At 37.0% G+C, this 21,431-nt stretch carries 18 protein-coding genes and 1 pseudogene; 12 read left to right on the top strand and 7 right to left on the bottom strand.

Going from position 1 to position 21,431, the window contains the following annotated elements:
- Positions 1-549: 549 nt before the first annotated feature.
- Positions 550-825, top strand: coding sequence for a hypothetical protein (locus tag ACE1OF_RS03560; RefSeq protein WP_448892857.1), 276 nt, complete (start codon positions 550-552; stop codon positions 823-825).
- 48 nt (positions 826-873) lie between these two features.
- Positions 874-1,872, top strand: coding sequence for a putative metalloprotease CJM1_0395 family protein (locus tag ACE1OF_RS03555; protein WP_448892856.1), 999 nt, complete (start codon positions 874-876; stop codon positions 1,870-1,872).
- A gap of 82 nt (positions 1,873-1,954) precedes the next feature.
- Here ACE1OF_RS03555 and pyrE read toward each other — a convergent pair whose 3' ends face one another.
- Both pyrE and rph read right to left on the bottom strand, forming a co-directional pair.
- Entirely contained in the window at positions 1,955-2,608 is a 654-nt protein-coding gene (gene pyrE / locus ACE1OF_RS03550) for an orotate phosphoribosyltransferase (RefSeq protein ID WP_448892855.1), read from the bottom strand.
- A 14-nt stretch (positions 2,609-2,622) separates the two neighbouring features.
- Entirely contained in the window at positions 2,623-3,336 is a 714-nt protein-coding gene (gene rph, locus ACE1OF_RS03545; protein ID WP_448892854.1) for a ribonuclease PH, read from the bottom strand.
- 190 nt (positions 3,337-3,526) lie between these two features.
- On the opposite strand from rph, the gene ACE1OF_RS03540 reads away from it, so the two are divergent.
- The 6 genes from ACE1OF_RS03540 to ACE1OF_RS03515 all read left to right on the top strand — a co-directional run bounded on the left by ACE1OF_RS03540 (position 3,527) and on the right by ACE1OF_RS03515 (position 9,090).
- Positions 3,527-4,078: a thioredoxin family protein gene (locus ACE1OF_RS03540; protein ID WP_448892853.1), complete on the top strand. Its 552-nt coding sequence runs from the start codon at positions 3,527-3,529 to the stop codon at positions 4,076-4,078.
- A 1-nt stretch (position 4,079) separates the two neighbouring features.
- Positions 4,080-4,739, top strand: coding sequence for a gluconate 2-dehydrogenase subunit 3 family protein (locus ACE1OF_RS03535; protein WP_448892852.1), 660 nt, complete (start codon positions 4,080-4,082; stop codon positions 4,737-4,739).
- The gene (locus ACE1OF_RS03530; RefSeq protein ID WP_448892851.1) at positions 4,736-6,487 is read left to right on the top strand and encodes a GMC family oxidoreductase; all 1,752 of its coding nucleotides are present in this window, start codon (positions 4,736-4,738) and stop codon (positions 6,485-6,487) included. Before ACE1OF_RS03535 ends, ACE1OF_RS03530 begins: the two co-directional genes overlap by 4 nt.
- 36 nt (positions 6,488-6,523) lie before the next feature.
- Positions 6,524-7,387 carry a YicC/YloC family endoribonuclease gene (locus tag ACE1OF_RS03525; protein ID WP_448892850.1) on the top strand — a complete coding sequence of 288 codons (864 nt, stop codon included), beginning with the start codon at positions 6,524-6,526 and terminating at the stop codon, positions 7,385-7,387.
- A 371-nt stretch (positions 7,388-7,758) separates the two neighbouring features.
- The gene (locus ACE1OF_RS03520; RefSeq protein ID WP_448892849.1) at positions 7,759-8,394 is read left to right on the top strand and encodes a LysE family translocator; all 636 of its coding nucleotides are present in this window, start codon (positions 7,759-7,761) and stop codon (positions 8,392-8,394) included.
- A gap of 117 nt (positions 8,395-8,511) precedes the next feature.
- Positions 8,512-9,090: a DNA-3-methyladenine glycosylase I gene (locus tag ACE1OF_RS03515; protein ID WP_448892848.1), complete on the top strand. Its 579-nt coding sequence runs from the start codon at positions 8,512-8,514 to the stop codon at positions 9,088-9,090.
- Positions 9,091-9,250: 160 nt separating this feature from the next.
- Here the strand turns inward: ACE1OF_RS03515 and ACE1OF_RS03510 are convergent, their stop codons facing one another.
- Positions 9,251-10,042, bottom strand: coding sequence for a crotonase/enoyl-CoA hydratase family protein (locus tag ACE1OF_RS03510; RefSeq protein ID WP_448892847.1), 792 nt, complete (start codon positions 10,040-10,042; stop codon positions 9,251-9,253).
- A gap of 100 nt (positions 10,043-10,142) precedes the next feature.
- On the opposite strand from ACE1OF_RS03510, the gene ACE1OF_RS03505 reads away from it, so the two are divergent.
- Entirely contained in the window at positions 10,143-10,766 is a 624-nt protein-coding gene (locus tag ACE1OF_RS03505; protein ID WP_448892846.1) for a TetR/AcrR family transcriptional regulator, read from the top strand.
- A 261-nt stretch (positions 10,767-11,027) separates the two neighbouring features.
- Here the strand turns inward: ACE1OF_RS03505 and ACE1OF_RS03500 are convergent, their stop codons facing one another.
- Positions 11,028-11,687, bottom strand: coding sequence for an HD domain-containing protein (locus ACE1OF_RS03500; RefSeq protein WP_448892845.1), 660 nt, complete (start codon positions 11,685-11,687; stop codon positions 11,028-11,030).
- Positions 11,688-11,823: 136 nt separating this feature from the next.
- Between ACE1OF_RS03500 and ACE1OF_RS03495 the strand changes: the two genes are divergently transcribed.
- The 3 genes and pseudogenes from ACE1OF_RS03495 to ACE1OF_RS03485 all read left to right on the top strand — a co-directional run bounded on the left by ACE1OF_RS03495 (position 11,824) and on the right by ACE1OF_RS03485 (position 13,938).
- The gene (locus ACE1OF_RS03495; RefSeq protein WP_448892844.1) at positions 11,824-12,798 is read left to right on the top strand and encodes a GlxA family transcriptional regulator; all 975 of its coding nucleotides are present in this window, start codon (positions 11,824-11,826) and stop codon (positions 12,796-12,798) included.
- A gap of 35 nt (positions 12,799-12,833) precedes the next feature.
- A pseudogene (locus ACE1OF_RS03490) lies at positions 12,834-13,202 on the top strand (transposase); the annotation flags it as partial.
- A 193-nt stretch (positions 13,203-13,395) separates the two neighbouring features.
- A complete protein-coding gene (locus tag ACE1OF_RS03485; protein ID WP_448892843.1) occupies positions 13,396-13,938 on the top strand; it encodes a hypothetical protein in 543 nt (180 codons plus the stop codon).
- Between the two features lie 191 nt (positions 13,939-14,129).
- Here ACE1OF_RS03485 and ACE1OF_RS03480 read toward each other — a convergent pair whose 3' ends face one another.
- The 3 genes from ACE1OF_RS03480 to ACE1OF_RS03470 all read right to left on the bottom strand — a co-directional run bounded on the left by ACE1OF_RS03480 (position 14,130) and on the right by ACE1OF_RS03470 (position 21,431).
- Positions 14,130-17,075 (bottom strand): ligand-binding sensor domain-containing diguanylate cyclase, encoded by a 2,946-nt coding sequence (locus ACE1OF_RS03480; protein WP_448892864.1) that lies wholly within the window; start codon positions 17,073-17,075, stop codon positions 14,130-14,132.
- 426 nt (positions 17,076-17,501) lie between these two features.
- A complete protein-coding gene (locus ACE1OF_RS03475; RefSeq protein WP_448892842.1) occupies positions 17,502-19,967 on the bottom strand; it encodes a DUF748 domain-containing protein in 2,466 nt (821 codons plus the stop codon).
- Between the two features lie 33 nt (positions 19,968-20,000).
- The gene (locus ACE1OF_RS03470) at positions 20,001-21,431 is read right to left on the bottom strand and encodes an ATP-binding protein (RefSeq protein WP_448892841.1); all 1,431 of its coding nucleotides are present in this window, start codon (positions 21,429-21,431) and stop codon (positions 20,001-20,003) included.

Below are 21,431 nucleotides of genomic sequence, written 5' to 3'. Positions count from 1 at the left end.
TGAATTTGAAATATCCATGTAGGTTAGAATTTATTCTGACATGGGGCAATAAATTACCCCCTACATTGGGTGTAACACTTTTGCTGAGTGAAGTGCATTATCAAGAAACAACATAATTTAAGACAACTCAGGATCTACGGTCAAATTTGAAGTGAATTTGAAATATCCATGTAGGTTAGAATTTATTCTGACATAGGGTAATAAATTACCCTTTACATTGGGGGTAACACTTTTTATTGAGTAACGTGCATTATCAAGGAACAATATAATTTAAGACAACTCAGGATCTACGGTCAAATATGAAGTGAATTTGAAATATCCATGTAGGTTAGAATTTATTCTGACACGGGGCAATAAATTACCCTTTACATTGGGGGTAACACTTTTTATTGAGTAAAGTATTATACCAAGCGTCATCTCTCACCTGTTATATCCAAATGCTCGTTCTACTATCGGCGTTAATACTTTTATCTTAATTTCAACTTTACTTTTTTAGCTTTTTGGTTAATAATTAATCAGTAAGAATGTAGTTAACGTGAGGAGAGTTTGATGGAAATCCAATCAGCATTTAATTCAGGGGTTCAAGGTTTTCAACGAGCAACTGAAACGGCTAATCAAGCTGCGGTAGACATTGTAGCGGAAACTACTGTTGGTCAAGATGCCGTTGCAACAACACAGGCACCTGTTAGTAATGAGCAATCAATACCTGAATTGAATCAGTCAATTGTTGAATTGAAAGTAGCAGAATATCAAGGAAAGGCTTCAGCAGAAGTAATTAAAACCGCTGATGAAAGCTTAGGTACACTGCTTGATGTAACCGCGTAAGTTACCTAAATGAGCATTAACTGAATATAGTAGAGTATTAATTTAGTTATGAATATTACACCGCAAGTGCCTAATTTATCTATTCCCACTGTGCTTAATCCGCATACGGAAAGCTTGCGTCGTGAAAATCACCAACGAGAAATTACCCCTCCGCCTGTAGCTACGAGCCAATCAGCAGCTGAAAAAGGTGTTGCCTCTGATAAAGAACGCGGTAGGACGCCTGCTCAAAATAATGCCGACATAGATTTTGTCAGTATAAGAGAACAAGCAGAATTAGCTAATAGTAGTATTACTGAGCAAAATAAAGAACAAAACGAACAGCATCAGCAGGAAAACTCTCAACAAGGTAATGATACGAGAGAGGCAAGCGCAGATGGTGAACCTGTGGAAACAAAGAAACGGGCTGATGCAATAAATGACGAAACAAAAACAAGTGCTCAAACCGTAGAACAAGAGCGAATTATTAGTGAACTTAAGCAAAGAGATCAAGAAGTTCGCTCTCATGAAGCAGCCCATGCTGCAGTGGGCGGTTCGGTTACTGGCGCACCAAATTATTCTTATGAGAATGGCCCTGATGGCAAAAAATATGCGGTAGAAGGCGAAGTTTCTGTGGATCTATCACCTGTGAGTGGCGATCCCAGAGCAACTATTACAAAAATGCAGAAGGTACATGCTGCTGCCTTAGCGCCCGTAAATCCTTCATCACAAGATACGCGCGTCGCTAATACAGCGACACAAATCATCCTTCAAGCGCAATCAGAGTTATTGTCTGAACCACGCGTTGAAGGAGAAGAAGGTCAAGGTCGAAGTAGTACAGGTAAAAGCGGAGGTTCTTCTGCTACAGAATCTTTGTCAGCTGATAACGACAATAACGCCTCAGATGAGTATGATGCATTCATGAATAAAACGTTAAAAAATCAAGATGATATTATATCAGGTCATTCAGATGATATTGTTCAACGCGCATTAAGAATTGAAAGTTTTTATGCAGAAATAGGCAAAGCTTATGAAAGGACACCTAGCAATAATTTTGAACTAACTGCTTAATTTTATTAAGGGAACATATAAATAATAAAGCCTGCAAATTGCAGGCTTTATTATTTTTTAAAGTCTAGTTGAAATACTAAAGTTAAATACCGTAATCTTGACGATATTGGGTAATGCTGGCTAAGCTAGTGGCTAATTCAGCATTATCTTTTTGTTTTTCTTTAAGATAAGTAATTACATCTGCTAAGGTAACGATAGAAATAACTTGGGTGCCAAAATCGCGCTCCACTTCTTGAATAGCTGACAACGCTCCTTGACCTTTTTCTTGACGATCAAGGGCAATTAATACACCAGACAGTTCAGCATTATGCGCCTTAATTATTTCCATTGATTCACGAATAGCCGTACCAGCTGTAATAACATCATCAACTAGCATCACCTTGCCTTTAAGATCTGCACCTACTAATGAGCCACCTTCACCATGAGTTTTGACTTCTTTACGGTTAAAACAATAGGGAATATCTAAGTTGTATTGATCAAATAAAGCAACCGTTGTCGTTGTGGCAATGGGAATACCTTTATAAGCCGGTCCAAATACTAGATCAAAATCAACTTTAGCATCTACCAATGCGGCGGCATAAAAACGGCCTAGACGCGCTAAATCCCCACCTGTTTTAAATAAACCAGCGTTAAAAAAATAAGGACTTTTCCGACCAGATTTTAATGTAAATTCACCAAAACGTAAAACTTGTTTTTCTAGAGCAAACTCAATAAATTCACGTTGATAATCTTTCATTGTTTCTTTCCTACTTAAATTAATGCGGTTTTTTGTAATTCAAATAGTTCGTTGATACTGTTTTTAGCAAGATCGAGCATCGCATGCATTTCATCAAAGCTGAATGGTTCTTCCTCAGCTGTACCTTGTATTTCAATTAATTTACCTGTGTCTGTCATCACCACATTCATATCGGTTTCAGCATTAGAATCTTCAGCATAATCTAAATCAGAGACTGGCTCACCTTTATAAACACCTACTGAGACTGCGGCAATCATATATTTCAGAGGATTGGTTTTAATAATCTCTTTTGCGCGCATATAATTAAGAGCATCAACCAATGCCACACAGGCACCCGTAATAGAAGCTGTGCGCGTGCCCCCGTCAGCTTGAATAACATCACAGTCTACAGAGATAGTGTTCTCACCTAACGCTTTTAAGTCAACCGCACCTCGTAAAGCACGAGCAATTAAACGAGAAATTTCTAATGTGCGACCACTTTGCTTACCATTAGCGGCTTCGCGACGCATACGAGTATGAGTTGAGCGAGGTAACATACCATATTCAGCGGTAACCCAGCCTTTACCTTGACCTTTCAGGAAGCGTGGTACACCTTCTTCTACAGAAGCAGTACAAATAACTTTAGTTTCACCAAACTCAATTAATACTGAACCTTCTGCATGACTAGTAAATTGACGAGTGATGGTGACGGGGCGAATTTGCCCTAATGTTCTGCCGCTTGGACGCATGATGTATTCCTAAAATGAAAAATCGAGTAAATATGCGGGCATTATAATGCAGCAAGCAATAATTTGAAATATAGTTAGCTAAAACTAGGTCTGCTTATTTGTATCATGTTTAGTCTAATTACAAATATGGCAAGCTTACCTATTTTTCAAACACGCTAGATCATTATTGTTGAAACAAAGTTGGAAGAAAATGAAATTATTATTACCCTTAGTTGTGACTCTGTTACTTGTTGTATTTAATTCTTCAGTTATGGCCAAAAACGGGCTTGTTTCGCTTGAACATAATTTACCCGAGTACAGTAAAATTTATGATGACCAACGAAGTCCTTTTACAGATGCAGCAGATGCGTTGGCATTAGCCAAAGCAACTAACCGTCAGGTGTTGATTGAAATAGGGGGAAATTGGTGTAGTTGGTGTCATAAAATGGATACTTTTTTAAGTAATAATCCCGATGTTTATCAAACACTACATTCTAATTATGTGTTACTTAAAATTAATGTCAGTGACAGTAATGAAAATGCTGACTTTATGGCATCATTGCCTCCTGTATTAGGTTATCCGCATATGTATGTTTCAAATGCGCATGGTAAAATGTTGCTATCGAAAGATACCGCTGAATTATTAGCGGGCGCTGATTATTCAAAAGAGTATTGGCTTACATTTCTAAATCAATGGTCAATAGATAACTATTTAGTGACTGAGCAGGCTATGTTAACTCTGCAAGAAACTGGAGAAAAATAGCGTGTTATTCATTAAATCATTTTTTGATAAAAATTATCAAACACCAGGCTTTATTGAAAAAAAACAACAATCTCGACGCCACTTATTAAAGTCGGCAGCGGGTTTGGGAGCAGTGTCTGCGTTAGCTCCTTTTCGTTTAAGGGCTGGGCAGCAAGAATCATTGATGCAATTAATGAAGCAAGATCCTTGGTTAACGCTCGACGCAACGTTAAACCAATTACTACCTGAATCAGCAACAGGGCCAAGTGCCTCAGATATTAATGCTACTGCCTATTTATACCAAATAATGACAGTTCAACCTACGGAGCAAGAGGAAAAAGATTTTATTCTTAAAGGGGTTGGTTGGCTTAATGGCTATGCAAAGAGTGAAAAAAAACGAGCATTTTCAACACTGTCGTTTAATGAAAAAGAACAATTACTTCAAGGGATAAGCAAATCAAGAGCAGGAAGTAATTGGCTGAATACGCTACTGGGATATATTTTCCAAGCGATGCTAGCGCCACCCGCTTATGGTGGAAATCCTAAAGGGGTGGGGTGGCAATGGCTTGAGCACAAAGCAGGTTTTCCATTACCCGAAAAAGGCCAACGCTATTTTGAACTACCACCACGCGCTAATATTATAAAACTTACTCGCTTAACTCATCAGGATAATGAATCATGAGCTTTGACATTTGTATTATTGGTAGTGGAGCAGGTGCTTCTCCTGTTGCCTATCGTATGGCACAAGCTGGAGCCAAGGTACTGGTGCTAGAAAAAGGGCCTTGGTTAACAGAAAAAGAATTTTTCAAAGATGAGTTAACTGTCAGCCTTCACGATGCTTACAATCCTCAGCTGAACAATGAGCAGCATGTTATTGAAGAGGAATATGAAGATGCAGATGGTAATAGCTTTTGGCAAGGTCAACCAACCAGTGAATCTGGTTGGAGTTGGTGGAATGGCAATGTAGTTGGTGGGTCATCTAACTTTATGAGTGGTTACTTTCATCGATTAAAACCTATCGACTTTCGGTTAAAGTCTGAATTTGGTGATATATCTGGTGCTAATGTTGTGGATTGGCCTATTAAATATAGCGATTTAGAGCCTTATTATGCCATGGTAGAAAAAGAGGTGGGGGTATCAGGGCGTGTTGTTGAACATCCTTATCAAGAACCACGTTCAACCAATTTTCCCTACCCACCTGTGGCTGAATTACCCGTGTCCTCATGGATAGATAAGGCTGCTGATAGTATTGGTTATCATGCGATTCCTGTACCCCGAGCCATTTTATCTCAACCTGATATGGGGCGTAAAAGCTGTGAATATTCAGGTTATTGTAGCAGTTATGGTTGTTCATCTGGCGCAAAAGGTGGTGGTAGGGCTGCGCTACTTAATCACGCGGTTGCTAGCGGTAATTGTACAATTAAGCCTAATTCAAAAGTGTATAAAATAGCCACTGATCAAGCAGGAAAAATAACAGGTGTACATTTTTACGATCAAGCTGGTAGAAAACAACAGGTGCAGGCTAAAATTTATATTGTGGCTTGTCAGGCTGTAGAAACCTCGCGTTTATTACTGGCATCAACAGGCGAAAAATTTCCTAACGGACTTGCAAATAATAGCGGACAAGTAGGTAAAAACTTATTGTTTAGTGGTGGTGGTACTGGGCAAGGTGACTTTCTTTATTCTGAATTAAGCGAAGACAAAGTAAACGAATTAAAACAAGTAGGTCCTTTTATTAATCGTGCTTTACAAGATTGGTATCAAATAAATGACCAACAGTTTGTGCAACATCTACCTAAAAAAAATAGTGGTATCAGTCAAGACGGTCGTGCTAAAGGAGGTACTATAGATTTTCTTTTTCACCAAAATCCCATTGCCCGAGCACGAGGCCATCAGTGGCAATATGATGAAAATGATAATGAGCAATTGATTTGGGGGGAAAAGCTTAAAAAATCGTTAAAACATGAGTTTACTAGCTACAAAACCCTGCGTTTTGAAGTGTTTAATGATTGGCTCCCCACGGATGATTGTTATGTGAGTTTAGATGATGAAGTAACCGACCAGTGGGGTGATCCTGTTGCCAAAGTACGTATAGGTTATCATAACCATGATTTAACCGTGGGTGAATACCTAGCTCAAAAAGGTGAAAAGTTACTGAGTGCGCTAGGCGCAAAAAATATATCTTCATCGGTCAGTGGTGCGCCATCAACCAATTTAATGGCTGGTGGTTGTCGGTTTGGCAATGATCCTCAAACATCAGTATTAAACAAAAACTGTCAAGCGCATGAAGTTGATAATCTCTATATAACAGATGGCTCATTCATGCCTACAGGTGGCAGTGTACCGTATACGTTTACCATTTATGCTAATGCATTTCGTGTAGCTGAGCATATAAAAGCACATTGGCATAGGATAGATAAACAGGCATAATTGCTTTATATACTAAATAAATTCCGGGTAACCATTATGATCCACAGCATGACAGCATTTTCTCGCCATGAAGTTAAAGGCGATTGGGGCAATGCAGTTTGGGAAATACGCTCAGTTAATCAACGCTTTTTAGAAACATATTTTCGTTTACCTGAGCAGTTTCGTGGCATAGAACCTGTACTTCGAGAGCGATTTCGTAAACAGTTAAATCGTGGAAAAGTAGAATGTAATTTGCGTTTTAATGCTAACGCGGCCAATAAAAGTGAACTTACACTGAATGAAAAGCTTGCTCTGCAATTATTGCAGCATGCTAATTGGATTAACGAGCAAACATTGAATAGCCAAATAAATCCATTTGAAGTGATGCGTTGGCCTGGCGTAATGGAAACCGAAGAATCTGATATGTCTGTAATACAATCAGAGTTGCTCGCAGGTTTTGATATTGCTTTGAAAGACTTTATTAACGCCAGAGCTAGTGAAGGTGAAAACCTAACCGTGATGATTGAACAACGTCTTGACGCTATCACCCTTGAAGCTGAAAAAGTGCAAACTCAAATGCCAGAAATTATAGAATGGCAGCGTAATCGTATTATTGAAAAATTCACTGATGCAAAAATAGATTTAGACTCAGGCCGTGTAGAACAAGAATTAGTTTTGCTTGCTCAAAAAATGGATGTTGCCGAAGAGCTAGACAGACTAAATAGTCATGTTAGTGAAACGAAAAAAATCCTCAAAAAAGGTGGTGCCCAAGGCCGACGTTTAGACTTTATGATGCAAGAGTTTAACCGCGAAGCAAACACCTTAGGTTCAAAATCGATAAACACTGATGTAACCGCTAGCGCGGTAGAGTTAAAGGTGTTAATTGAACAAATGAGAGAACAGATTGCGAATATAGAGTAACTATTCTCTCTGTTTTAGGCGTAGGTTATTAAAGTATCCAAAAGAGTGATAGCTAAAAAGTATAATCAGATATTACAATCTGATCAGGCTACATACATCAAATGGGACTGCTCTCCAATTGAGTTTGAACAGTTCACAAAAAATGTGTCTTATGCGGCTTGACCAGAACAATGCTAAATTATCGTCTCAATCAGCAATAGTTCATATCACAACAAGGTAAAAAGTAAATTTGGCAAAAAAGCAAGGTTTTTGATTGTTAAGAGAAAATAATCCAGTTAAAGTAATTTCATTAAAAAACGATATAAAAGTGAGTAATTCTACAAGCTCGTTAGTTTTAGTAAATTTTAGCATCTGCTAAAGAGGAAATATAAGTGATAGATCTATTTTCATTATTTAGTAGTGGTATTGCATTTTTTGTCATAGCTGTTTCACCTGGACCTGCAAATATTTCTAATGCGACCATAGCAATGAGCAAAGGTAGAAGAACCAGTTTAATTTATGGTGCCGGCCTCTCTACTGGTCTAGTGTTTTGGGGAATTGTTGCCGCAAGTGGTATGGGAGCTATTCTTCAAAACTCTGTTTATCTACTAATGGCACTGAAAATTTTCGGTGGTTTATATCTATTAAGGCTTGCTTATCTTTCTGTTAAAGAAACTATGAAATCTAATTCAGCTAATATTAAGACGATTGATGAGAATGTTTCAGGTAAGAGCTGGTTTTTGCGTGGTGTTGTTATGAATATTTCTAACCCTAAAACGGTAATTGCTTGGATGGCTGCACTTTCTGTTGGATTAGGGGCAAATGATGGAGTTCTTTCTCTTGTTTCTGGTTTGATAATTTGCATGATTGTCGGGTTTGCTACAAATGCTATGTATTCAATTTGCTTCTCACATCGTGACGTTATGAACTGGTATCAGCGTGCAAGTAGGTGGATAAATGGTGTTACATCATTTATATTTTCTATTGCAGGCATTGGACTTCTGCGTTCAGCATTTAATCGTAGCTAAGTGAGTAATGAAAACTAACAAATCAATTATGGCAAGGGCGTAAAATGCATGGCTTGTGCTCCTTCGTCGTTGATTATAAACATGTATTTGAGGCGTTGGTAATTGAGAGAGTTGTGTATGAAAAGATGTGAATGGGCAAATTCTAACCCTCTAGAAATACAGCATCACGATGAAGAGTGGGGAGTTCCAGTTCATGATGATCGGATACTGTTTGAAATGCTGATCCTAGAAAGTGTCCAATCGGGATTAAGCTGGGCAACAATTCTCAAAAAGCGTGATGGTTATCTAAAGGCATTTGACAAATTTGAGGCTGAAAAAATAGCCAAGTACCCACCTAAGAAAATTGAGTCTCTACTAAATGATCCTGGAATTGTTAGAAACAAGCTTAAAATAAATGCAACTATAGAGAATGCAAAGAAGTTCCTGGAAATTCAGGAAGAATATGGTAGTTTTAACAAATATATGTGGTCGTTTGTTGACGGAAAAACTATTCAAAATAAATGGAAATCGTTATCAGAAGTTCCTTCAAGTACCCCAGAATCGGAACAAATGAGTAAGGAACTTAAAAAGAAGGGTTTTAAGTTTGTTGGTCCAACTACCTGCTATGCATTTATGCAAGCAGTAGGTATGGTAAATGATCATACAGTTTCATGCTTTAGATATAAGGAGGTCAAAAAACTATATAGTCAGACATAACAATGGCGACGAGAGGGACTTACCTCCGCGGCGGCTCTTTTTGTGCTGGAATAGCACATAAAGCCCACCACTACGACATGCCCATATGTCTATGAAGCAAAGCCGATGAAAGCTAGTGCTTCAATGCACTCTACGACGCATCTATTTATAATTAAAATGACTATTGCCCAAGGTAAATAGGTTTCCTATGTTCAATCCAAGCATTTAATCCTTCCATCGTGTCTTTAGTCGATACTACTCGCGCGAATTGTTCCTTCTCTATTTCAAGCCCTTCACCAATAGTCGTGTTGATGCCTCGAGTCACTGCTGAAAGAATGCGTGCAGTGGCTATAGGAGAATGTTGTATAATACGATTAGCTAATTGGAGAGCTTTTTGAATTAATTCACAATGAGGTACAACTTGATTAACCAATCCCAGTTCATATGCGCGTTCGGCTGTAAATGTATTACCTGTTAAGAGCAATTCTAAAGCTCGTTTCTTTCCAGCTAGGCGTGGTAGGCGTTGAGTACCACCAAAAGTAGGGGGAATACCAATACTAATTTCGGGTTTAGCAAAAACTGCTTTATCACTAGCAATAGCTAAGTGTGCAGCTTCAGTGATTTCACACCCACCACCGAAAGCTATTCCATTTACCGCGACAATAATTGGTTTTGAAAAAGATTCTAACCTTGAGGTCATCTGTTGCCCTTTACACACAAAATCCTTAACTGCGATGTCAACCCCTTGCTTGATACTTTCTGTAAACTCGTGAATGTCCCCACCAGAGGAAAATGCTTTGTCTCCCGCACCAGTTAAAATGACAGCGCGAATTACTGGGTCGTCTTCTATTTTATCTAATATTTTCATCAGAAGGTCGTTGGTTGCATAGTTCAACGCGTTCAATTTTTTAGGACGATTCAATGTTAGCATCGCAACACCATTATTTTTTTCGAATAAAATCAGATCTTTCATAATATAACTCCTAGAAACTATTAACTGCTGAGATATGATATATGTATAATAAAATTAGATACACTCACTATACGGTATACCTATTATGAGCAAGGAAAATATGAGCACTAAAGAACGTATAATTAATGCAGCTAATAAATTGTTCTACTTAACTGGGGTCAAGGGTACAAGCGTTGATGCAATTGCTGAAAAAGCTGGAATTACAAAACGTACTTTTTATTATCATTTTCAGAGTAAAGATGATTTAATCACGGAATACCTTAATTCTAGGGATCAACCAAACCTTCAAGCGTTTCAGAAATCTTTTACTGAACAGCAAGGTGAAATTACAGACAAAATACTAGCAGTTTTTTACGGTATTTCGAAAACTGTAAATCATCCAAAGTGGCGAGGATGTGGATTTCAAAGAACTGCCGGGGAATTAGCCAATAAGCCAGGTCATCCAGCCATAAAAGCGGCCTCTTCTCACAAAAAAAATATTGAGAATTGGTTAATGAAGGAACTTACTTTATATAAGCTTGCAAATGCGGAAATTACTGCACGTCAAGTTGCACTACTTTTAGAAGGAGCTTTGTCTATGATGTTGATACATCACGACACAAGCTACATAGAGGAGGCTGGCAATGCTGCCGCCCTTTTGGTTTCTTACGATTTTTCGAATACTTCACAACAAATTGGTCAAAAAGGAACGCCAAAAGCAGGCGCCCTTTTAGCCGAGTGTTGAGCTGCAGAATCACTAATTCAGTCAAAATGAATGATTTTTTGAACTTCTGGCTCACGCTATATTGTGTTAACTTGACATAGGTAACGCATTTAGTCCCTCTATTTTATAAGATAATTCATAAAAAACGAGTAATTCTACAAGCTCGTTATATTTAAAGCGAAAACAGCAAGATAGCTCTATGAACCGCTTAATACATTTAATTAAACCAGTGTCGTTAATATTTATTTATATATGGAACGAGTGTCAGCTGTGTTTTCATTATTATGCCACCCAGTTTGAATTAAGGATTGTGCAGCAAAAGTTACCGCGCTTGAATGTTGTGTCTTTAAGCTCAAGCACATCTGCCTTTACGTTCCCAAAAGTTGTGTCTGGCTTATGTTTAATACCATCATAGAATGCTTGAATGATATCGTTTTTAAAATCAGCTGTTCGCGGGTGCGCTGAAACAATAGCTTCGCGCTCTTCATTAGAAAACTTTGAATACGTTAAACCTAGTACATCCATTTCTACGCCCTCGGTAACGAGGGATATCACTGGGTGCATATGGCATGGGATACCTGGTGTTGTGTGTAAAGCTATAGAAGTCCATACAGTATTGGCATCTTCTTCTGAAATGCCACGCTGCCTTAAAAAGTCACTCGCGGCATTGGCACCATCAACTTCAAACCGCTCAGTTTTACTACTGTGTTTGGGTATTAAACCTATGTCATGAAACATTGCACCTGTATAGAGCAACTCAGGATCATATTTTAAACCTAATTGCTTTCCTCTAATGGCGGCAAAGTAATACACTCGACTGGAATGATTAAAGAGTAATTCCGTTGAAGTATCACGTACAAACTCAGTCACCTCTCTAGCGAGTTGACTGTCAGGAATGACGATACCAGTTAGATCTTGAATATTTTTTTGTGCTTGGCACATAGTTGATACTCCACATGTTGTGTTGACTTGTTAATTAGTATAAGTTCACAGCAAACATGTCTCAATAATACGTTTACGTTACTTTAGGACAAATTGACGTACTATTTAGCCAAGAGAAATTAAAGGTAAAATATAGATGACCGACAAGCTGTTAACTATTGCTATCGCTGTTCCCCCTCAAGCTCAGTCGCTTGATATTTCAGGGCCGCTGGCGGCATTTCGAGAAGCTGATCGACAAATTAAGGGGCAGAGCCTTTATAACGTAAAAATTATATCTATTGTGAAGTCTAAAACGATTGATATTGATGGCATGACTATTTCGGCTCACGCTTCTATTTACGATGATGATTTTCCCATTGATACATTGCTTGTTGCTGGTACTCATGCCTATGAGCAGGCATTCGGTATGGTTGATTTCCATCAGTGGTTGCGGCGTCGTATAACGACGCTTCGGCGTTATGGCTCGGTTTGCACTGGTGCTTTCTTTATCGGTGCGGCGGGTTTGCTCAATGGCAAGCAAGTGACGACACACTGGCAACAGGCTGCGGAACTTGCAAAACGTTACCCAGAAGCCGATGTTCTTGATGATGATGTTTATGTACAAGACGGGGCACTCTGTTCTTCTGCGGGCATGACCGCGGGCATTGATCTTTCATTAAAACTGATTGAAGATGATTATGGACGACAGCTTGCACTGAAAGTTGCTCGGCGACTCGTTGTCTTTCTACAAAGACCCGGTGGACAATCTCAGTTTAGCGCCCATCTTACTGCCCAAATTTCAGATAAAACAACTGTCCAGTCAGTTCAACAATGGATACTTGACAACCTTGACGTAGACCTATCTTTACCCGTTCTCGCTAATAAAGCAGCAATGAGTGTGCGTAATTTCAGCCGAGTATTTCGTGATGAGGCGGAAATTACGCCAGCTGATTTTGTTGAACTTGCTCGCATTGATGCTGCCAAGCGTTTGTTGGAATGTAGTGATACCGTGCTACAGCGTGTGGCCTCACATTGTGGGTTTACGAATGTTGATCATATGCGACGTGCTTTTATAAGGCGTGTTGGTATTAACCCTAGTGATTATCGCCGTCGTTTTTGTCGATCGATATAATTAAAAAATGATACATAAATTGTCTGTGATGGGAAAGGTTATTTACCTCAAGTGACTTTCATTATGATGAAACAAGGCTAATTTGCTGATGTCCTACAGGCAATGATATGTGGCGAAGCTGAATAAACGTTAATAGCTATAATAAAAAGTACACACGATTTTATGGTTAGTTAAAAGGCTGAAAAATGTGTCCGCTGCAATAACAATGTATGCGAAAGCCGCCAATATAAAAACAAGAGGATAAGTTCAATTTAAAAATGATGATGAAAATAGACAGTCCCATGGGACAACGACAATATAGTAAGTGATTCGAGGCAATCGAATTAGTATTTGGCAACATTACCGTTAATAAAGGCATGAAAAAGTTCACGTTACACGGTCAAGAAAAAGTAAACACTCAATGACTTCAAAAGCACATTGTTAGTTCAAAACTCGCCATTGTTTAATGTTTATTGATAGAAAATTAAAATCATTAAAACGTAAATATTTTTGATTGTTAAAAGAAAATAATCCAGTTAAAGTATTTCTATTATTTAGTTTTTAATAAAAATGAGTAAGGCTACAGGCTCGTTAACTAGCTAGCTTGGGTCTAGTAATATGATTTTAGTTTCAGATGTATTTGGTAAAACTCCTGCTTTAATAAAGTTAAGTGAAGAGCTAAACGCTAGAATTATTGTAGATCCTTATAATGGAGTGAATATGAACTTTAAAAATGAAGCTGAGGCATATTCATACTTTATGGAGTACGTAGGACTTGATGAGTATTTATCAAAACTACTAAAAATGATTGAGTCAATAGACTCAATTAATACCTTAATCGGTTTTAGTATTGGAGCTTCTACAATTTGGAAGTTAGCTGAAAAATCATCAGTTAAAAATATAGAACGCGGGATTTGCTACTATGGTTCTCAAATTAGAAATTTTAAAGAAATAAATCCATCGTTTGAAGTGGAATTGATCTTTCCTAAGAAGGAATCTCATTTTGATGTTTTGGAATTACAATCTGAATTGTCTAGCAAACAGAATGTAAAAATTATTAAAGCACCTTACTTGCATGGCTTTATGAATTTATATTCTACTAATTACAGTCAGACAGGTTATGTTGAGCACTTGAATTGGTTACGCTTAAATGCCAGTTAACACACATGAGCCTTTTGCCCGTCAATAGGCAATAGTGTTTTATTTGTAAGTGCGTAATTAGTCCCTCACACCAATATTAATCAAGCCTGTGCATAATTACTACTACATATTTACCTGAGGTAATTAATGATGAAAAAACAGCAAAAAATACAACATTGGCAAAGTATCTTTGAACGCCCTTATAATATTCGCTAATCAGCACGTGTAACACAATTTCTGCCTTTTGATTTTCCAAGATATAATGCATTGTCTGCACTCAACACGATTGAGTCAGCAGATACTTTCTGCCCTGGTGGAATCGTTACAACACCTAGTGTTAACGTAACAAAAGCACTTGTTGCTGACTTTTCATGAATAATTTCCAAATGCTCTACCGCTAAACATAAGCGGTTGGCTATAAAGGCTGACTCTTCTATCGATGTATTGGGAAGAATAATAGCGAATTCTTCACCACCATAACGACAATTGGCATCAGTAATGCGTGCCGTGTTAGTACGAATACATTGAGCTACTTGTTTAAGGCAATCGTCACCTTTTTGATGGCCATAAAAATCGTTAAAAGGTTTGAAATGATCAATATCTGCAATAATAAGCGATAGTGGTTGCTTTTGGCGGTAATGTCTATTGAGTTCTTCTGCTAGTTTCATATCAAAGTATCGACGATTATATAACCCAGTTAATCCATCTTGATAAGTGAGTATCTCTAACTGTTTGTTTGCTTCAATTAAATCTTGAGCTTGAGTATTTAATGAGGCTGTTTTTTCAATAACTTGTTCTTCAAGAGTTAAAACAAATTGTTTTTGCCTGTTTATTTCTTTCTGTTGTATACGTGTTTTGAAATAAATAAAAATTAATACCGCCATTATAATAACTACTGTGTATAAAATATATGCTCCCCATGTTTTCCATGGTGGTGGTGATATATGTAAGTTAATTGATAGTAATTTCTTTCCCCATTTACCACTACTGTTGGTTGCTTTTACTAAGAATTTATATGTCCCACCATCTAAATTAGTGAAAGAAGCGACATTCCTATTACCTGTGTTAATCCAATTATCGTCATAGCCTTCTAACTTATAGGCATATAAGTTTTTATTTGGTGAAGTGAAATCTAAGACTGAGAATTCAAAAGAGAAAAAATAATCCAAGTAAGATAAATGAATATCCGTAACATAAGAATAAGGCGTTGCAAGTTTGACCGACTGCCCCATTTTATTAAAGCCAGTTAAAACAACATTGAACTCGTTATTATTTTTTTCTGTTGGTGCCGTGTCAAAAAACTCTATTCCTCTTTGGCTGCTGGTAAAGAGTATTCCATTTTTACCACTGACAAGACTATGAGGGTAATAGTTTATGCCAGATAAACCGTTATATTGGTCAAAATTCACCACATTGCCTGATATAGGATTTAATTGTGAAATACCTTTGTTGGTTGTTAACCATAAATCACCATTTTTATCATCGGCAATGGCACGTATTAATGACGTTGGTAAGCCATTTTTTCTATCAAAGTGCTTAAATGTTCTTGTGTCAGGTAAATAGAGGTTGAGGCCCTTTTGGGTTGCAATCCATATCTTACCATCTTTAGACTGGTGTATGTCTTGTACATTTTTTCCTAATAAACTATCGGTTTTATTTCTATCACTTTTAAAAGCAATAAACTGTTGTTTAGCTTCTACCCATAAGTTTAAACCATCGCCAGTACCAACCCATATGTTTTGCTCATTATCTTTAAAAATTTCTAGTACTTCAGGGTGTGATAACCTAAAAGAGTCATCAAAATGAATAAAAGACTTATTTAATGGGTTGTAACGGTAAATGCCATTTTTATATGTGCCAATTAAGAGGTTGCCGTGTTGATCAATATTAAGTGCGCGTAACTCTCTAAATTCTTCAGCATTAGGATCAGATTTTGGATATTTTAATAGCTCTATTTTTTTAGTAATTAAGTTGAACTTTCCTAATGCATTACCTTGTGCAATCCAAACATTATTTTGATTATCAGGGAGGATAATAGGCATTTCTAGTAACCTGTTCTTTTCATCATCATTAAAAATAGGAGAAGACAATTTTTCTAGTTTTTGTGATGAAACATGCCATTTATATAGTTCAGATGCTGACGTTACAATGAATATGTCACCTTTATTATCAACAGTTATTGCATTGGGAGCGGTCAATACTGCTCTATTAATTGATTTAAATTTACGGTGGGGCACTATTTTATATATACCGTGTGTTTCGCTAGTAACCCATATAGTTTTTGAACTGTCTTCAAAAACTATTCTTAGGCTATTATTATTAGTAAGATCAAGTCGTTCAATTTGGCCTTCTGTGTTTGATTTTCTAAATAAGCCCTTGCTAGAAACAATCCAAATATCACCCTTGTGATCTTCAATCATTGAGTTTACTTGCCCTAGAGATTGACCATCATTTTCTTTTAATTCTGTGAAATATCCTTCTGTTTTGTTAAAGCTAAATGGGCCTTTTTGTGTGCCCACATAGATTTCATTTTTGGTTGTTTTTAAAATGTTTCTTATTTCATTTGCCCCTGTAGGCGTGGGATTGTCAGGGGCAGGGAAAAAATGAGAAAAAGTGTTCTGTTTCTTATCATATAAATTTAAACCAAAACTAGTGGCAATCCAAAGACTGTCATTATTGTTATTTTCAATATCCCATATCCTATTATGTGATAAGCTTGATTCTACTCCCTCAACTTTTTGAATATGTTCGAATTTTTTCTCGTCGAGGTACTTATTTAAACCTTGATCATAAGTACCCAACCAAATTCCACCTTCTTGATCATGAAATAATGATTGTATTCTATTTGATGAGAGGGAGTTGCTTTGCTGAGGGTCATGGTTGAAATGCTTAAATATGCCTGTTTTGGGATTATAAAAATTAGCTCCGCCTCCCCAAGTGCCAATCCATATATTTCCATCGTGGTCCAGCATGAGGTTACCTGCATCATTATGCGATAAACCGTTTGTATTTATACTATCGTATTCAAACAGAGTAACCTTTTGACCATCATAACGCATGACCCCATTTTCAGCGGTGCCAAACCAAAGCATACCTTGATGATCTTGAATTATTGAATATATTTCAGAAGAGACAAAGCCATCTTCTTCCGTTAGCATTTCTACAGAATACTCATTAATAAGTGCTGACGAGTTATCATTGCTATAAGCGGGAATAACCAAGCTTATAATAAAGATGAACAGATAGGTACAGTGTTTAGTAAACAATAAATTATCCCATAAATGTAAAGCTATTATAGTTATAGAAGAGTGATTAAAATTGATATTTTAGTTTGTTTAACAAACCCTTGTTACTTCCGATTCTATCAAAGAGTGATGGAAGTATAAACTATATGTCTACTTTGTACCCTACTTTTGGTATTAATGGTAGCACGTTTAGTGAGTTATAGTGATTTAGCCATTTAATAGGCTTGAGAAAGGGCGCTAAGATGCACTTGAGTTATTGTTGATTTAAGTAAACAGCCCTCATTGTATTGATTTATGAGGGCTGTTGTTTGTATCTAATAATTTAGTACAAGTTAGCTGTTAAACAGACAGTTCTATACGGGGTTGTGCTTCTTTTTCACTATCAACTTTGGGAGCACAAAGCAGTAGTCTTGAAGAGTCAATATTACCATGCTTGATAATATAATCTTTCAATGCTTCTCCTCGTTTTTCACCAATTTCTTTCAATTGGTTTATTTTTTGGGTATCCGTTATTTTGTTACCTACTGCTAAATCAATATCTGCTGGAATGCTAATAGGGCAAATATTAATGCGAGTGTCCTCTTTGTCTTGCATCAGGGCAATAAAGGCTTTTAAATAATCTTGCTGGGCTTCATTAGGTTCTATTTGTTTTGTTTGGTAGAGTAAGTCATCAAACCGTAATTTTAAAGCAAATTCACCCACTGTCATGGCAGCAGAGACAATATTGGCATAGGGTACAAAAGTAGTCATTAGGTAGTCTTTAGTTGCCATCCAAATCGCTTTTTGAGTGATCAAGGAAACGATGCTACTCACACCAAAGTTTGGATCTGAAGTGGAGCCAGACAAGGGTACGTCAAGTTCAACATCACCATGGCTATCTTTTAGCATACCTAATGCCATATTAAAAGGTAATGCGCCTTGGTCAATTAATGCGCCTGCTTCATTGCTATCAGCTATCGCGGTTTCTAAACTACGTAAAAGAATAACTACGTTACCCTCAAGCTGTTCGCCCGTTAGGGTAACATCTATATCGGTATTGAGCTGACCACTTTTGAGTTCCATTTGCACAGCTCGTTTCATATAACGAGAAATAGGTGGTAACGAAAGCTCTTTCAAAAAGCCTTTTAGCTTATGTTTAGGTTGTTCTGAAAATGGTTCAGTAAAACCTTTAAAGTCAAAACGAGTGTATTTATCGCTGCGACCTGCTAATTCAAATGGTGTTTGCTGGTCTAGTTTGTCGGCAGCATTACTGATAGCGCCTAAGTACAAAGTATCGATAAATAATTTTTGAGGTTTAACAGGCTCAACACTGTTATCTATTAACGTTATTTGATTATCATTAATGAATGAAAATTCATTGAGTGAAATTATAAAATCAGATTTTTTCGCTTCAATGGTAGTGTTATCGTTTATTTCATTATCGGTAGAAACTACCGTATTCTCATTCTCAGTTTTACTTTCAGCTGCCGTTACTGTTTCATCTGTTTCAGTAGGCGTTGTGGGTAAGGCGACTAAGTTGGCAAGCGCTCCATCTTTACTGATAATTACATTACTTTGTAAGCTATCTAAGAAAATTTTATCAATAGAGAGTTCTTTTTCGCTGACAAAAATATCACTGATGTTAAATTGTTTAAGCGTAACTAAAGCAGGGAGTTCTGACTCATCATTTTTTGAAGCAACAATGTCATCGAGTATAAGATTTGCTATATTTATTTGTGGTTGGTCGGTAAAGCTTAAACGAATATCCTTTAACGAGAACTGCTTAAATGTTGCTAGTTTGTGACTTGGTTTTTCATAGTAACTTGTGGCGTTATACAAGGCTAATTGGCTAGTACCATTAAGTTCTGTGATTACACCTTGTTTGAGTGTGAGTGTTAAATCATCGATGCTATTTTCTAACTTTTCAAGGTTAATAAATTGTTGTTGGTAGCCAACAATAAGATCAGTATTACTGAAATTAGTCTCAGTAATGTTTAATTGTAATTGTTCTGGCTCTATGATTATTTCTTGTTTACTTGTTAAAGAGAGTAGGCCGCTAAGTTCAGATAAATCATTTACATAGCCTTGTATTTTATTCAGTGGGTAGTTAGCAAGTGATATCTCGCTTTCTACTACGCCTTGTCCTTGATTAAAACTGGCGTTGGCTGTTATTGTTAATGCAGCGTTATCTATTTCGCTTTGAAGGCTTAGCCGTGCTTTTTGTGATGTTAAATCAGCCAATATTTGGCTCACCACAAGTGCTTTAATGTCGACGTGATGCTGTTTATCCTCGTTGTTCACTTCAATGTTGATTTGATTTAAAGCTAGCTCAGGTAAAACCAACTGATATGGTAAGGGGGCTGCCTCAGTTTGAGTTTCTTCTTGCTGGCTTTCCTTGTTTTCGTTACCTTCTTTATTTAAATCAATACCTGCAACAATTAGCTGTGTTGGTGTTTTGGTGATTTTAATATAAGCATCGTTTAACTCAAATTTACTCACTTCTATTTTGTCGAATAACAAGCGGTATAAGGTTAAACGAACCGTAAGTTTATTTACAGAAAAGACTTTTTCTTGTTGACCCTGTTGGTTTTTATATAAAATTAAGTCGCTAATTGTTAATTGACTTAGAAAAGGGTTGTAGTAAATCCCAGTATCGTCTGAAAGTGTTAAACCTTGCTCAAGCACTAATGGCTTAATAAAATGCTTACTAAGTGGCGATGAAATAGCCCAAATAATAAGATAAATACTGATAAAAATGGCGGCAATAATTTTTATCAGTTTAAAACTAAAAAAAGAGGTCTTTTTATCCATTGAAGAAGTGTTCATAGTATTAACTAATAGGTCCGTGCGTAAATAAGTTTATAAATAAGGGAGTTGAATAATAACAGATAATCCTTTATTTGCGTTGTTTTTAGCAAAAATTTCACCATGATGAGCATTAATAGCCTGTTTGGCTATAGCCAAACCTAAACCTGTACCACCAGTATTGCGGTCACGTGCAAGGTTGACTCGATAAAATGGCGTAAAAAGTTGTGTTAAGGCTTGTTCAGGAACGCCATCGCCACAGTCACTGATAGTTAAAGTAACATTCTGTTTGTCTGTAGATAACGTGACTTTAATAATACTTTGTGCTGGGCCATATTTTACGGCATTGCTGAGTACATTGCTAATAGCGCTGGTGAGCAAGGTTTGATCGGCTATTATGATCACATCGTTTGGAATATTTTCTTCAATATGTATTGATTTTTTATCAGCTACAAATTGTTCATCATTAATAATATTCTTTACTAATGCACTGAGATTAACTTGTTCAGACTCTGTTATATGCAAGGTGTTTTCTAAGCGAGATAATGATAATACATTTTCAATCATACGATCGAGTCTATCAATTTCTCGTTGACATCGTTGCAGATATTGTTCTCGTGCGGCTGAGGTGGTAGATTCTTGTTGTGCTAATCCCACAGCCATTTGTAACCTTGTTAAAGGGGAGCGTAATTCATGGGAAACATCACCTAACAAGCGCCGTTGTGCACTTTGATTCTGTTGCAATTGCTCAGCCATATCGTTAAAACTAGTGGCTAGTTGTCCTAATTCACCACTTAGCTGACTTACACCTCCCACACGCGTATCGAAATTGCCTTCCCCCAATTTAGTTGTCGCTTTTTTAATAAGGCGAACTGGTTTGCTAAATGAGTGTGCTAACAGTAAACAAAGAAAAAAACTAATCAAGGTTGGTGTTAAAATACGAACCCAATATGGGAGTGATTGAACAAGTTGACCAAAATTTTTTTTATGTGATTTTCGTGAAATAAATACTTGGTAAAGTTGTTTATTAATCTTTATTTTAATCGGGCCGATAAGTTGTGTATGTGAAAAAACACTGGCAACTGGTTGGTCAAACTCTTTATCGTTAAGATAATTACTAACCACTTGATGAAGCTTTGGCGGTAGCGGATATAAGCTCGTAACCTTATCATTATTATTGGTGTTCTTTAGCCATATATTAAAAGGTATTCGTGAAAATTTAATTTTCTTTGTGGTAAATAATTCGTTAATACTATTAGCCTTAGCGTGCTTGATGCGTCGGGAAATTTTGTGTAATTGTTGCATTTCTTCGTATTTGGGGGCCTGAGTTATCACTTCATTAAGGGAGTCATTTGATAATTGCTCTGAAATAAACCGTGTACTAATGATAGAGGTGATTGCAATTAGCCAAAAGCAAACAAACAACTTGACCGTAAATGAAGACAATAATGTTTTTATTTTTGAAGAAAAGCTGATAGAAGACAA

The organism is Colwellia sp. E150_009 (genome assembly GCF_053543955.1).
This window is presented reverse-complemented; position numbering and strand designations above follow the sequence as displayed.

Coding starts and splice junctions, on each gene's coding strand:
- ACE1OF_RS03475 (WP_448892842.1), bottom strand. CDS start 19,967: ATGAACACTTCTTCAATGGATAAAAAGACCTCTTTTTTTAGTTTTAAA.
- ACE1OF_RS03505 (WP_448892846.1), top strand. CDS start 10,143: ATGAGCACTAAAGAACGTATAATTAATGCAGCTAATAAATTGTTCTAC.
- ACE1OF_RS03510 (WP_448892847.1), bottom strand. CDS start 10,042: ATGAAAGATCTGATTTTATTCGAAAAAAATAATGGTGTTGCGATGCTA.
- ACE1OF_RS03530 (WP_448892851.1), top strand. CDS start 4,736: ATGAGCTTTGACATTTGTATTATTGGTAGTGGAGCAGGTGCTTCTCCT.
- ACE1OF_RS03495 (WP_448892844.1), top strand. CDS start 11,824: ATGACCGACAAGCTGTTAACTATTGCTATCGCTGTTCCCCCTCAAGCT.
- ACE1OF_RS03525 (WP_448892850.1), top strand. CDS start 6,524: ATGATCCACAGCATGACAGCATTTTCTCGCCATGAAGTTAAAGGCGAT.
- ACE1OF_RS03515 (WP_448892848.1), top strand. CDS start 8,512: ATGAAAAGATGTGAATGGGCAAATTCTAACCCTCTAGAAATACAGCAT.
- ACE1OF_RS03555 (WP_448892856.1), top strand. CDS start 874: ATGAATATTACACCGCAAGTGCCTAATTTATCTATTCCCACTGTGCTT.
- ACE1OF_RS03485 (WP_448892843.1), top strand. CDS start 13,396: ATGATTTTAGTTTCAGATGTATTTGGTAAAACTCCTGCTTTAATAAAG.
- pyrE (WP_448892855.1), bottom strand. CDS start 2,608: ATGAAAGATTATCAACGTGAATTTATTGAGTTTGCTCTAGAAAAACAA.
- ACE1OF_RS03500 (WP_448892845.1), bottom strand. CDS start 11,687: ATGTGCCAAGCACAAAAAAATATTCAAGATCTAACTGGTATCGTCATT.
- ACE1OF_RS03480 (WP_448892864.1), bottom strand. CDS start 17,075: ATGCTAACGGAAGAAGATGGCTTTGTCTCTTCTGAAATATATTCAATA.
- ACE1OF_RS03560 (WP_448892857.1), top strand. CDS start 550: ATGGAAATCCAATCAGCATTTAATTCAGGGGTTCAAGGTTTTCAACGA.
- rph (WP_448892854.1), bottom strand. CDS start 3,336: ATGCGTCCAAGCGGCAGAACATTAGGGCAAATTCGCCCCGTCACCATC.
- ACE1OF_RS03540 (WP_448892853.1), top strand. CDS start 3,527: ATGAAATTATTATTACCCTTAGTTGTGACTCTGTTACTTGTTGTATTT.